This is a genomic window from Staphylococcus sp. HMSC071G07 (genome assembly GCF_001811435.1).
GTDB lineage: Bacteria > Bacillota > Bacilli > Staphylococcales > Staphylococcaceae > Staphylococcus > Staphylococcus pettenkoferi.
This window is the reverse complement of the sequence record NZ_KV804778.1, coordinates 86,533-99,914: the sequence shown is the minus strand read 5'-3', so window position 1 is coordinate 99,914 and position 13,382 is coordinate 86,533. Positions and strand designations below refer to the sequence as shown.

The window sequence follows — 13,382 nt, the reverse complement described above, 5'->3', positions numbered from 1 at the left end:
GTATTTAGGGGTTGCATTCCCGTAAGAAGCTAGAGTCAAAACATTGAAAACAAATCGAAGACTTTCTATTTCATTACTTACAGAAGAAAATACAAATCCCAAGCATGTATTTCTCCCATTAAACCTCACACAACCTACCCCTCCAAAAAGTAAGCGCTATCTTGCCAAAAAGCACAAAATTTTCGCTAAAAACAAGCGCTACTATTTGCGTTATGACCGAATTTTTAGCATACTATAACTGAGATTAACTAAAGGAGTGGAAGTAAGAAATGAATCAAGAACAATTAGATAAAATGAAGAATGGCAAAGGCTTTATCGCAGCATTAGACCAAAGTGGCGGTAGTACTCCTAAAGCATTGAAAGGCTACGGTATTGAAGAAGATCAATACTCTAATGATGACGAAATGTTCAAACTCGTTCACGATATGCGTACACGTATCGTGTCATCCCCTGAATTCACAGGAGACAAAATCATCGGTGCTATCCTCTTCGAACAAACTATGGACCGCGAAGTTCAAGGTAAACACACTGGTGACTTCCTCGCTGACAAAGGTGTGGTACCATTCTTAAAAGTCGACAAAGGTTTAGATAAAGAAGAAAACGGCGTTCAACTTATGAAACCTATCCCTGATTTAGACAAGTTGTTAGACCGTGCAAATGACCACAAAATCTTCGGTACTAAAATGCGTTCAAACATTTTAGAATTCAATAAAGAAGGTATCGACCAAGTTGTTGAACAACAATTTGAAGTAGCAAAACAAATTATTGCTAAAGGTTTAGTACCTATCATTGAACCAGAAGTAAATATCAATGCTGAACACAAACAAGAAATCGAAGAATATTTATCTAAAAAAGTGTTAGAACACTTAAACAAATTAGATGAAGATCAACTTGTTATGCTTAAGATCACTATCCCTACTAAAGCAAACCAATACGAAGAAGTAATTAACCACCCTAACATGGTACGTGTCGTTGCTTTATCTGGTGGTTACAGCAGAGAACATGCAAACGAAGTACTTAAACAAAACAAAGACTTAATCGCAAGCTTCTCTCGTGCTTTAATCAACGACTTACGTGTAAGTCAATCAGACGAAGAATTCGACAAGATCTTAGGTGAAACAATCGATTCAATCTACGATGCATCAGTGAACAAAGTTCAATAATAGATGCCATAAGAATAGCGGCTATCTCATCATTTGAGGTAGCCGCTTTAATATTGCGCTTATATTATTCATATTTCGACGCACAACTCCACTTTTAACATCACAATAAAAAGACTAAGGATATCGTCCAAACGGATATCCCTAGCTTTAAGCCACCTATTAAAGAATTGGTGACGCGAGTTTCGCAATCGATTGTTTAAATTTAATCCACGTAGAGCGTTGTTCGTAACGTTCTTTCGTGAGTTTCTCTGATACTTTCAAGTCCTCTTTGAATTTCTCAATTAAATGTTTCGCCACTTTGTCGTCATAAACAAACGCATTACACTCAAAGTTAAGTTCGAAGCTACGATGGTCCATGTTGGCAGAACCGACGCTGACAACCTCTTCGTCAATCACCATCATCTTAGAGTGAATAAAGCCATTCTCATACGTATAGACATTCACGCCATCATTGATGAGCTGCGCCACACTCGTAATTGTCGCCCAATACACGAGCATGTGGTCTGGCTTACAAGGAATAATCAAGTTGACATCGACACCTGATTTCGCCGCAATACGTAAGGCATTAATATAACCATTATCTGGGATAAAATATGGTGAATGCATGTAAATCGATTTCTTCGCGTTCATGATCATCTTCATATAACCGAACTCGATTTGATGCCAATTGTCACTCGGCGCACTCAAGGCAATCTGCATAGACTTGTCGCCATCTTCGTAAGCATTTTTAGGGAAATACTTCTCGTTGTATGACAGTTGTTCCCTGTGAGATTGTGAGTTCCAGTCATGAATAAAGCTCAACTCTAGCGCATCTACGCCATCCCCTTGGACACGGAAGTGCGTATCTCGCCAGTAACCTAGCTTACCTTTCCCTAAATAGTCGTCACCCATGTTGAAACCACCGACATAACCTTTCTGACCGTCAATAACAGTAATCTTGCGGTGATTACGGTTATTGACACGGAAGTTCATAAATGGAATCTTCGCTTTAAAGAAAGCTTCGACCTGGCCACCAAGCGATTGGAAATGACTAAATTTCGATTTGTGAATCGTCTTAGAGCCGACTGCATCATAGAGGAGCTTGACTTCAAGCCCTTCTCCCAATTTCTCTTCTAACACATCGATAATTTCTTTACCTAAACCATCTAGCTCAAGTGTGTAAATTTCAATATGTATAAAATTCTTCGCATTACGCATGTCTTCTAACATTTGACGGTATAAATCGTGTCCATCAGTATACACATCGATATGGTTGTTATGACTGAGGAACGACGCTTCTTTCGTTAAAAGGGTCTTCACGATATCACTGTGTTTACGAACTACAGGATTGTGCGCTTCATGAATATATTTCTGTGGATTCTCTTGTTGATAGTTCTTACGATGCAAATCATCATCAATTGGGTTGTAGTACGTATTCGTCTGACGTTTCTTACGTACCGCACGTCCAAAGAAGATATATGCAAAGAATCCGACGATAGGCATAATAAATAATAGGAATAACCAAGCCCAAGTCGATGTGGCTTCACGTCGATCTCGATCCAAGAAGACGATAATAAAGGCGAGTACCACGTTAATTACGAGGAAGAAAGCCAATATACCACGATAAACTGGGCTGACTGCAGCATCAAAGAGTATCTGCATAATTTCACCTCATCTATATTTCTTAATCTGGTTACAACTCTTTTTATTAAGAAGTTGATGAGAAAGGGTAGGCGCTCTCCTCCCTGACTCATTTAGCGTCAAACTTCTATCATTATTACAAGGTTGATTACTTTTCATTCTATATTTTCCCTAAAAGTGTTTCAATAAAAAGTACAAAAATTGTGTATACATCTTCGCTATTTCTGAACATAAGAGTGCCGGCAGTCTAAGGTAAGACACCCCGCAGACTACCGGCTAAGTGAATTCTATCAATTTACATTACGCTTCAACATATTTCATCTCAAGTTGATGAATCATATGTGTGAGCAATGCATTCGTTGGTGTCGCCACACCAACCTCTTTACCATACTGAGCGATTTTACCATTTAAATAATCAATTTCAGTATAACGGCCACTGTGTAAATCTTGATGCATAGATGGATAGTGTAGACCTTGTAGCTCATCAGGATAAGAACCTTCTACTTTTTTAACTAAATCATCAAAGTTAAGTTCAATCCCTTTCGCCTCAGCTACAGCTACAATTTCTTCAATAATTGGCGTAATCATCTCACGTGATTGCTCATATTGAGCGAACTCTCCAATTCTTTTATCCAAAATCGTACATAAAGGATTGAGCACACTATTGAGTGTCGCTTTAGACCATACAGATTGGAAGACGTTATCAGAAACGCGAGAATTGAGCTTCGCATCGTTAAAGATTTGATTAATCGTTTCTGTGCGTTCGTCAGCAACACCGTCGACACGTTGCAACTCAATTGTACCGTCACCTTCAAGCAACAGCTGACCTGGACCTCTCATACCTGCCGTCCACATCGTCACAGCGAGGAAGATTTGAGATTTCGGAACGACCGTCGCGAACGTTTCATCATGTCCAAGACCATTCATCATTGTCAGAATGGCTGTGTCTGACTTAATCGCACCACGTTGATTCAACACCTCAATCATCTCTTTCGACTTCATCGCTTTTGTTAAGATAATGATGAGATCATACTGTTCGTTTACTTCTTCCGGAAACTTCGCTTTGATATCAAGATGATATGTGTCCGTTTCCGTTTGAATTTCAATACCGTCGCGATTAATCTTCTCAACGTGTTCTTTCCAATAATCGAGCAGTGTCACATCGTAACCCGCTTCTTGTATTTGCGTACCGATACGGCCACCCATAGCGCCTGCACCTGCGATAGCAATTGTCTTCATAATTTGTCACTCCCATTTCGTATCGCCTATTCTGTATTTGCTTTAGGCTTCTATCTTAATTATGACAAATTATATGCTAATGCACCAGACTTCAAGTTAGATTATTCAGAAATTTATATTCTATTCTTCTTTATTTCTCATAGTTATAGTAAAATGCACTCCGTTTTCTATACGCTTTAAGTCGCTTAACATTTCAAACGAGCCAGCATGTAGTGTATTAAAATGAGTTGTAGTATTAAGCGTATTCGCTCGTCGAAACACAGCTACAATTGACCCAACGTATAGACGCTCTACTAAGCTTCTCGCCATAGCATTGGACCTCAAAAGATAGACCACTGTCTACCTTTCAAAATCATTCGTGAAACTGAAGTGACAAGACGTTACCATAAAGGTAAGAAAGTTATTGCAACGCAAATCATGATGAAAGGACATAGTAGTTGTAAAACTGTCGCATCTTAATAAGGGTTAGTTAACGTTATCTCAACCTTTCATTATTTGACTCATTACGCGCAATAACTTTCTTTAATTATATGATTTTACACATGGAATTTACAAGCATTTATATAAAGACATGTTGGTAACTTTCAAACCGTTATTTTTAAACTAATCCGCTTCTTCAAGTGTCCTCTTCCAAAAGTCAGCTAACTGTTTATCAGAAGTCGGTTTAAACACGTCGTTTGGTGCCAAATTCGGATCTTTATCGTTGTGATCTTTAGGCGCAAATCCGGTAGACAACGTGGTGTCCTGTCCGCTAAACTTCGCTTCATACACTTTACCATCATCAGCGAACAAGTATTTCTTAATAGGACGGTCCATCTTCGCCACTCGCGTATAACCTTCGATATTAGACAATGACTTCGCTTGAGGGTCTAACCCTTTTCGTCCGTCTTTACTCGTATACGTCGTCATACCGACCACATTATGTTTTTTAAAAGCTTTCGCTCCAGGCTTACCCCGATTACTCACCTGTAGTTGTCCTTTTGGCGTTACCGCATACCAGTCACCCGACGATATCGTTCCACCAGCGAAGTAACGTGTGGTGAAAGCAGGTGCCTGTGTTGAGCTATGTTGTTTAAAATACTGTATAACTTCCTTCTTGAGTTGTGCTTTCTGATTCTGTGAAACTAAGTGAGTATGCTGTGTGTCACTCTTTTGAGTGTGTGCCTGTTCTGTTTTCGCGTGACTGTCGCTTTCAGAACTACATCCACCGAGTATTAGCGCTAAACTCACGACAGCTACACCTTGCCATAATTTCAATTTCAAACTGACCGTCACCTCCTTGCTGCCTCAATTTACTTTGACTCACTCGCACCTTATTTATCTTTCTTAATTCCAAATTCATCAATTAATTTCGTTTGTCGTGGTTCACCTTTCGTCATGTCACCACTCAATTGATAAATCTTCACTTTCAATTTGTTACCTTTCACTTCATACACTGAGAAGTTTTGGTTTGAAGAGTCACGATTATTGGAGTGTTTATCTTTAAATGCATCTGATTTTTGTGGCTGACGACCTAGTGCGAACAAGCTATTGTAATGATCTAAGTCTTTGCGTTTCAACCAGCTCAATTCAGGACGCACTTTCTTGATATGTTTCAACGACTTGTCAGTGATAGAATCATACTCTTTCGTACCGCCTGTATTAGGAAGCACGTACACAGAACCTTTCGGATTGTCGTAGTATTTGACGTTATCCTTACCTTTCACTTGTTTCACATTTTCAGTCTTCGCGTTGACGAAACTATTCTTCGTATCCGTGTGTTGTAGCACTTTCGTACGCGCGAGCACATGGTCGTGACCTTGTAGTACGAGATCGACATCAAGATCATCAATTTCTTTCGTCAGTTCTTTACGTACTTTTTTCACATCGTCGTCTGAAAGCGCATGATAGGATTTAGAGTACATCGGTTTGTGTAAGTTTAAAATGACCCACTTAGAACCTTTCTTACGTGCTTGTTTAATATCATTCTTAATCCATTCCATTTGCTTTTTACCAATGGCTTTGCCGTCAGGATTGTCTTTACCTTTCTTATTATCATTCGTATTCGCTACCACCATATGCGCACCATTGTAGTCGAAGGAATAATAAGAGCCACCGTTCATCGCGTTATTCCCTTTCGGAACATTGACGTGACGGTTGAAACGATCGAGCAATTTGTCATCGTTATCGTCATCTAGCGGACGTTCATCATGGTTACCTGAAACGGCTGCGAGAGGCTGTGACATGAAGGATGGACGTGACTGATCGTAAAGATCTTTCCACTCGTCCTCTACTTCCGCTGATTCAACGAAATCACCTGTATGGAGTGCGAAGTCCGGTTGACCCGCAGTTTGAATTGCGCGTTGTAACGTATCTGCGCCGAACTGTGCTTCATTGCGTGCATGCTCATTCCAGAAAGCATTCTGCGTATCTGTGTATTGCACGAATTTAAACGGATCACCTTTTTTACCTGATGTCTTGAAATGACCGACTTCACTCTTCGGCCCATCTTCACTACCTACGCGATAGTAATACGTATGATTCGGCTTGAGCCCTTTCGCATGTGCTTTGTATGTATGTTCCGTTTGAGACGTGAGATTCACTTCCCCTTGTTGATCTCCACTCGTCCATTCTGGGCCGGAAACATTTTTATCTGTGAAGTAGCCATTACTTTGTTCTTTACCATTTTTATCTTTAATCGGCTTACCATCGTCATCTTTCTTCACATCTTTGAAGATAAAGTTACCATTTTGGTCACGTTCGACGTATTTAGACTTCACTTTTTTAGATTGTGCTTTAAACGTTTTTGGATTTGTAAAATTAGGATCTTCCGACACCCATACTTTCGCATCTTTGAATTGATGTGTCGTATACCAATTGAATGCCATTTCGTGTTTCGTATTACCGTTAAAGTTGGTAACGATACGGTTCGGCTGATCTTTAGCAGGTACGGGCGCTACTTTAGGCTTTTCCTTTTGAAGTTGAGGTCCTTGTTGTTGAGAGGTACCTCCGCCACCAGAAGCTTGTGCTTCACCTGAATTTGCCACAGGTACGACAAGTCCTAGTGCGAGTGCCAGCGTGAGTGCGCTGCGTGATACTTTTTTGAAATGATTGTGCTTTGACATCTTTTCCAACACCTTCTCTTATAGTTTTTGAACTACTTTTACCGTAGCAAGCGTTTAATAACTAATGGTTAAGGTGTTGTAAAGTTTGTTTAAAGTTCTTTCACTATATAATGATATAAGGCTATTTATACATAATCCCCTTTCAAAAAGGACTGATTCTCCCTCATTTAGGGGCCACATTCAACTAATTAATAACACTTTAAATTTCTATTTTGCTTATAATATTTTAATACATTGAGTAAGACAATACTTCGTATTGGGAGAATTGATTCCCTTTCCTAGGGGGTCACGCTCAACTAATTTTTCTCACTTTACAGTTCGAAAAATGGATTTTCGCTGTGACCTTAATCCCTCAGGAGTATCGTCTTCTCCCTTCACTTGTATTGTAAGAGTATGAAAGTTTATTCCAGTTCTTTACAATAATCATTAGTAATTCTACTCGTTTCCAACACATCTCTTTATTTATTCTTTTAATTGGGTTGCTTCGAAAAATAGCGTACATCACTTTAAGAAAATGTTATGAGTAAAAATTATTATTGCACTCCTTTTAAATACAGGTACTTCTTTAAAGTCAATCATGTCATATATTATGTTATTTAGAACGTTAAGTATATAAATTACTGTAGTAACAATTAAATCATTTCATCATATCCTACTAGCATTAAAATTTATGTCTGTTCAATTTTTCAATGTGCGCTCGAGACGCATGATAGTTCTAGGCCACAACGTTTTTATTCAAGCTAAAAAACACCTCAAATCGCAATTCGACAAAGTATCACAACTTCATCCTCTCGCAATTTAAGGTGTTTCTCTGATATTAGATTGTCTCTGCCAATAACTCGATGGCCTTACAACGGGATTCAATATCTGGTAATAGTGGTGATACTAATACTTCGTCTGCATCGAACATCTCAATCAATGCGTCTAATTGCGGCTGAATCGACTGCGCAGTTCCTACTAAGATACTTGAGCGATGGTCTGTCATGCGTTCTTGATCACGATCAGTGGGTTGATATTCCTGCGCGGTCTGGATTGAAGGAAAGCGTTCGAATTCAGCAAATTGCTTTTTACCTAATAACCAAATATCCAACGCTTGCGCTAACTGTTCCGCTTCGTCCTCTGTCTCAGTAATCACAATAAACGCCGTCACCATCACGTGCGGTTTCGTGCTCATTTCGCTCGCTTCGAACTCAGAACGATACGCGGCTACACTGCGCTTGGTACCATCAATCATGCGTTGGTTAGGCAAAAGAAAGGTGCCCACCGTGAAACCTAAACCCAATTCACCGGCTAAACGGCCAGTTCTCTCACTCGTGCTCAACAGCCACATTTCAGGTATTCGAGATACGACAGGTTGCGCCACTAATGACTGTCCTCGTAGCGTCACTGCAGATTCAGTTAAGTATCGCTTCAAATCCGTCACGCTTTGACGATAATCTTTATACTCCGACTGCATCTCGTCTAACGCGCGTTTCACTAACAGCGTGCCATACGTGTTGCCGACGCCGACATCCACTCTATGCGGATAGAACGTTTCAAGCATACGCATGTTCTCCGCTACTTTGTAAGGACTGTAGTGAGGCAACATCACACCACCTGAGCCGACACGTATGCGTTCTGTCTGACTCGCAATGTGCATCATCAGCAACTCCGGGCTACTACACGCAAATGCAGGTACATTGTGATGCTCGGTCACCCAGAAACGGTGGTACCCGAGTCGATCAGCTAACTTTGCTAAGCGTATCGTGTCTTGTAACGCTTGTTCTGCATCTTTACCTTCATCAATTTGTGAATAATCTAAGATACTCAAACGTACCATGTTGATCTACACCTCTTAATCACGTTGAGATAGATGGATGAGTTGATCCAATTTATCTGTGAATATGCCATCCACGCCCCAATTCGCAAGTTGATTGGCACGTGCTAATTTGTTTACTGTCCACACATTGAGTTCATAGCCTGCTGACTTAATCATCTTCACGCGTGCTTCAGTCAATTTCGCATCTTGAATATTAATAATTTGCGCATTGCAGAAATCCATAACGGTGCGGAAGTCTTCTTTGAAATACGCATTTTTATATAAAACTGCACGACGATATTCTGGCATGATGGCTTCGCTCATTTTTAACAACGGAAGATTGAAACTAGAAATTAGCACATCGAGCCCCTCGTCTAACTCTTGCAGTTGGTAATGAACCTGTTCCACCATACTGCGAGAGAGTGCTGTGCCATTCGGACCTGTCACACCTTTCAACTCCACGTTGAGATTCATTTGATACGTGTTGGCTAGCTCCACGATCTGTTTAAAAGTCGGTAAACGTTCCTCTTTGAATTCATCACCATACCACAGACCTGCGGAAGTCTCCTTCATCTCTGAATAGTTAAGTTGGGTAATTTCTCCGGACATAGTCGTCGTCCGTTCTAAATAATCATCATGAATAATGATGAGTTGTTCATCTTTCGTGATACCTACATCTAATTCTAACCATTGTGCTCCTTCCACTTCAGAAGCAGCTTTAAATGAGGCTAATGTATTCTCCGGTGCTTTCGATGGTAATCCACGATGACCAAAGACTGTAAACATAAATTCAGCTCCTAATATTTCTGACTTTGTAAATTATCAATCGTAATTCTGTTCAGGTCATTGTATACTAACAATGCATACCTGTGATACTACATCGCTATTATCACATGGATGAATCTCAGATTTCCATTCAGAACTGTTTAACTACATTACATATTGGGGAGGGATTGGAATGGCACAATCCGCCATCACGATTCACACGAAACAAGATATTATCGATTATGTTAATGGTCAGAAGAATACGAAACGAACGGCGTTGTTACTCATCATCGTTCTCGGTACGATCTTTCTTGATGCGTATGACTTAACGATTCTCGGTACGGCGACCGATCAACTGACGTCAGAATTCACGCTATCTAAGACGTATTTATCTTACATCATGACTGCGATGCCCTTTGGTGCACTATTCGGTGCAGCCATTGGTGGTTTCTATGCGGATAAGCTCGGCCGGAAATTAATTCTCTCAATTTCTCTGATTTCTTTAATTATTGGCTCAATTGGTGCGGCGCTTGCTCCGGTACCATCTGTCTTGCTTTGTTTCCGCTTGCTCATGGGCTTTGCGATTGGAATGGATAGCCCAGTGGCTTTTACCTTTGTAGCTGAAATTAGTAATAAGAAAGCGAAAGGCCGTAACGTCAATTATTGGCAAGTAGTTTGGTACATTGCAGTCGTGACTTCAGCACTGATTGTAATGTTCTTCTATAGTTTAGGTACAGGCGCGTTGTTGTGGCGTTACTCCGTAGGTATGGGCGCTGTGTTTGCGACAATCATTTTAATATTACGCTTATTCTACCTCAGTGAAAGTCCAACTTGGTCTATGAAGAATAAAACGCTTGAAGAGGCATGTAAGGAACTTGATAAGAACTATAATATCACGGTGAATATTGCGCCTGATCAGGGTGAAAATGCGACGTATGAACATCGCGAAGTGAAACATCCGATGCGAACGCTCTTTAACAAACGTTATCGCCCGCGTACAATTCTTGCTACAGCGATTGCGACGCTGCAAGGGATGCAGTACTATGCGATTGGTCTCTACATACCGTTGATTGCGACGACGATTATGGGGCAAGATAAGCTTCAATCATTGACGGGTACTGCGTTGATTAATATTGCAGGTATCTTTGGTGGTTTGACTGGCGCGCTGCTGACGCCGAAATTGGGTGCGCGACGTCTTACTATTATTGGCTTTACGCTTGTGGCGAGTATGATGTTGCTCATCGGTAATTTCTATGGTCAGACGATGACTTGGTTGATTGCGGCGATGGTTGCTGTGTTCTTGTTTGGGCATTCGAGTGGTCCGGGAACGCAGGGTAAGGCGATTGCGTCGTTGTCTTATCCGACGATTCTTCGCGGTAAGGGGACTGGCTTTGTTGAGTCGGTGAGCCGGTTTGGTAGTATGTTTGGGACGTTTGTGTTTCCTATTATTTATGGTAGCTATGGTTTGAATAAGACGATGTTGATTCTGGCGGTGTTCCCTATTATAGGTGTGGTTGTGACGACGTTGATCCGATGGGAACCTGTGGGTAAGGATTTAGAGTATGAGGATCAGTATATTGAAAAGGTTTAGTGTTATGAGGCTGTCTAGAATTTAATAATGTGAATCGGACTAATTTGCAATAGTTGGATTTTAGTGTCTTCTACTAATTTGCAATACTGCGTATTGGGGTAGAGGTTAGACTCCCTTTCTTAGGGGCTCACAGTGAAAATCCATTCAAAACGCTTGCTGCGCGTTTTGAATGGATTTTCACTGTGAGCTTGTTCCCTCAAGAGTGTCGTCTCCTCTACCCTCTTTACTTGTGTTGCTATGTTCAATAAATTTATGAAATTCGTTCTAAACTATTAATATAAACATCTCACACTCAACCTCTCCTATCATTACTGTTGGTGGTGTGAGGTTTAATTAGAGTGTTTCGAGAAATATGATACTTCTACTAATATACTATTTAGTTTAGGTAACTCATTTTAATATTAAAGACGTTATTAGTCTTGGAAGTAAATCTATTTGTTACTTCCAAGACTATTTTATTATAGAGGCTCATAAAAAAAGAGCTGAAACGTAAATGTGATTTACGTTTCAACCCTTCATGCTGTAACAATAACTTAAACTCAAATAATGTGATGCCTATGCTCTTAATAGCTAGCTCTCCTAGAAAGGAAAGTAAGTATGTCAGACTATGAATTAGCATTTATAATATTAATGTCAGTTCAACTTCTGATTAACGTTTTTGAAGACAAAAATTAAGCATCATAACTTTGGTTGTAATGGCTTAAACACCTATTATTTTACAGCTACCGTCTTAAACTAGGGTGACATGTTCAGCATGTCTCCTTAATTCAATTATACTGCATAACTTAAAATAATACTACTATAAAAACAGAAAATATCACAGCGCAACCCCTGAATTATTTATTAATATTCTAATTTAATAAAATAAATTTGTATGTCCATTCTAGACAACCCCATGGTATAATACTTCTTGTAAGTAAGTTGATGATGGTGGCTAATCTTCTATTAAGGAAGGTGATGCCTATGCTCTTAATGGCTCGCTCTCCTAGAAAGGAGAGTAAATGACTGATTTTGAATTAGCGATGTTATTATTAACATCGATTCAAACATTAGTTTTTGGTAATTAAAGCATAAAAAAATAAGCCATCATAACTTTGGTTGTTGATGACTTATTCTCACAAATTAACAGCCACCGTCTTTAACGGGCTTACTGGGACGACATGTTACCGCATGTCGTTCTTTTCTTTAGTATACACTTTTTACTTTAGAAATACCACTTTTATTTTTCAAGCTAACGGCTCTAATTCACAACTTCTTCTACTCTCCACAGTCCATTTCAACTTCTTCTACTTCCATCCTCAAGTTAAGTTTTGAGAGTCTATCTCCAAAGATCTCTAACGTGTGATTTTCGCAAGCTGTTATGAGAGCTTTGACACGTCCTTTACCTTTCGTCACGACGGGTTTCAAATTCTCCATGATGTGACGGGCAGGATCGAGAAATTAATACTATCAAATCATAAAATTCGTAGCACAACCGCTAAATTATTTATTATTATTCTAAATTAATAAAATAAATTTGTTTGTCCATTTTAGGCAATCACATGGTATAATAATTCTTGTAAGCAAGTTGATGGTGGTAGCTGAACTTCTACTAAGGAAGGTGATGCCTATGAAATTTTTGGCAGTAACTTCCGAAAGGAGAGTAAGTATGTCAGATTATGAGTTGGCAGTAATTATGTTAATGTCAATTCAACTTCTGATTGACGTTTTTAAAGACGTAAAATAAGCCATCTCAACTTGAGTTGTTGGATGGCTTATAATGCAAAATTCAACAGCTACCGTCATAAACGGGCTTACTGGGACGACATGCTACAACATGTCGTCCTTTTCTTTAGTATACACTTTTCTCTTTAGATATACCACTTTTATTTTTCAATCTAACGGCTCTAAATCACAACTTCTTCTACTCTCCACAGTCCATTTCAACTTCTTTGACTTCCATCTTCAAGTTAAGTTTGGAGAGTCTATCTTCAAAGATTTCTAACGTATAATCTTCGCAAGCTGTTATAAGAGCTTTAACACGTCCTTTACCTTTCGTCACAACGAGTTTCAATTTCTCCATGATGTGGCGAGCAGGATCGAGAAATTAATACTATCAAATC

Annotated in this window: 9 protein-coding genes; 2 read left to right on the top strand and 7 right to left on the bottom strand. The window is 39.6% G+C overall.

Going from position 1 to position 13,382, the window contains the following annotated elements:
- The first annotated feature begins 269 nt into the window (after nt 1-269).
- Nucleotides 270-1,163, top strand: coding sequence for a fructose bisphosphate aldolase (locus HMPREF2802_RS08750; RefSeq protein WP_070503722.1), 894 nt, complete (start codon nt 270-272; stop codon nt 1,161-1,163).
- A 159-nt stretch (nt 1,164-1,322) separates the two neighbouring features.
- Here the strand turns inward: HMPREF2802_RS08750 and cls are convergent, their stop codons facing one another.
- The 6 genes from cls to HMPREF2802_RS08715 form a co-directional block, all read right to left on the bottom strand.
- Nucleotides 1,323-2,804: a cardiolipin synthase gene (gene cls, locus HMPREF2802_RS08745; protein ID WP_070503719.1), complete on the bottom strand. Its 1,482-nt coding sequence runs from the start codon at nt 2,802-2,804 to the stop codon at nt 1,323-1,325.
- Nucleotides 2,805-3,083: 279 nt separating this feature from the next.
- On the bottom strand, nt 3,084-4,022 hold the full coding sequence (locus tag HMPREF2802_RS08740) for a ketopantoate reductase family protein (protein WP_049407314.1): 939 nt from the start codon (nt 4,020-4,022) through the stop codon (nt 3,084-3,086).
- Nucleotides 4,023-4,625: 603 nt separating this feature from the next.
- Complete coding sequence (locus HMPREF2802_RS08730; protein WP_070503717.1) at nt 4,626-5,285, bottom strand: hypothetical protein; 660 nt, start codon at nt 5,283-5,285, stop codon at nt 4,626-4,628.
- A gap of 50 nt (nt 5,286-5,335) precedes the next feature.
- Nucleotides 5,336-7,126: a purple acid phosphatase family protein gene (locus HMPREF2802_RS08725; protein WP_070503714.1), complete on the bottom strand. Its 1,791-nt coding sequence runs from the start codon at nt 7,124-7,126 to the stop codon at nt 5,336-5,338.
- A gap of 817 nt (nt 7,127-7,943) precedes the next feature.
- The gene (locus HMPREF2802_RS08720) at nt 7,944-8,945 is read right to left on the bottom strand and encodes an LLM class flavin-dependent oxidoreductase (RefSeq protein ID WP_070503711.1); all 1,002 of its coding nucleotides are present in this window, start codon (nt 8,943-8,945) and stop codon (nt 7,944-7,946) included.
- Nucleotides 8,946-8,960: 15 nt separating this feature from the next.
- Nucleotides 8,961-9,710, bottom strand: a complete 750-nt coding sequence (locus HMPREF2802_RS08715) for a glycerophosphoryl diester phosphodiesterase (protein WP_002471152.1) — start codon at nt 9,708-9,710, stop codon at nt 8,961-8,963.
- Between the two features lie 172 nt (nt 9,711-9,882).
- Between HMPREF2802_RS08715 and HMPREF2802_RS08710 the strand changes: the two genes are divergently transcribed.
- Entirely contained in the window at nt 9,883-11,280 is a 1,398-nt protein-coding gene (locus HMPREF2802_RS08710; protein WP_070503708.1) for an MFS transporter, read from the top strand.
- A 1,903-nt stretch (nt 11,281-13,183) separates the two neighbouring features.
- Here HMPREF2802_RS08710 and HMPREF2802_RS12170 read toward each other — a convergent pair.
- The gene (locus HMPREF2802_RS12170) at nt 13,184-13,342 is read right to left on the bottom strand and encodes a hypothetical protein (RefSeq protein WP_002472818.1); all 159 of its coding nucleotides are present in this window, start codon (nt 13,340-13,342) and stop codon (nt 13,184-13,186) included.
- Between the last annotated feature and the right edge of the window lie 40 nt (nt 13,343-13,382).

Bases quoted from the DNA above. Each gene is read 5' to 3' on its own strand.
- cls (WP_070503719.1), bottom strand. From the start codon at position 2,804: ATGCAGATACTCTTTGATGCTGCAGTCAGCCCAGTTTATCGTGGTATA.
- HMPREF2802_RS12170 (WP_002472818.1), bottom strand. From the start codon at position 13,342: ATGGAGAAATTGAAACTCGTTGTGACGAAAGGTAAAGGACGTGTTAAA.
- HMPREF2802_RS08715 (WP_002471152.1), bottom strand. From the start codon at position 9,710: ATGTTTACAGTCTTTGGTCATCGTGGATTACCATCGAAAGCACCGGAG.
- HMPREF2802_RS08710 (WP_070503708.1), top strand. From the start codon at position 9,883: ATGGCACAATCCGCCATCACGATTCACACGAAACAAGATATTATCGAT.
- HMPREF2802_RS08720 (WP_070503711.1), bottom strand. From the start codon at position 8,945: ATGGTACGTTTGAGTATCTTAGATTATTCACAAATTGATGAAGGTAAA.
- HMPREF2802_RS08740 (WP_049407314.1), bottom strand. From the start codon at position 4,022: ATGAAGACAATTGCTATCGCAGGTGCAGGCGCTATGGGTGGCCGTATC.
- HMPREF2802_RS08750 (WP_070503722.1), top strand. From the start codon at position 270: ATGAATCAAGAACAATTAGATAAAATGAAGAATGGCAAAGGCTTTATC.
- HMPREF2802_RS08725 (WP_070503714.1), bottom strand. From the start codon at position 7,126: ATGTCAAAGCACAATCATTTCAAAAAAGTATCACGCAGCGCACTCACG.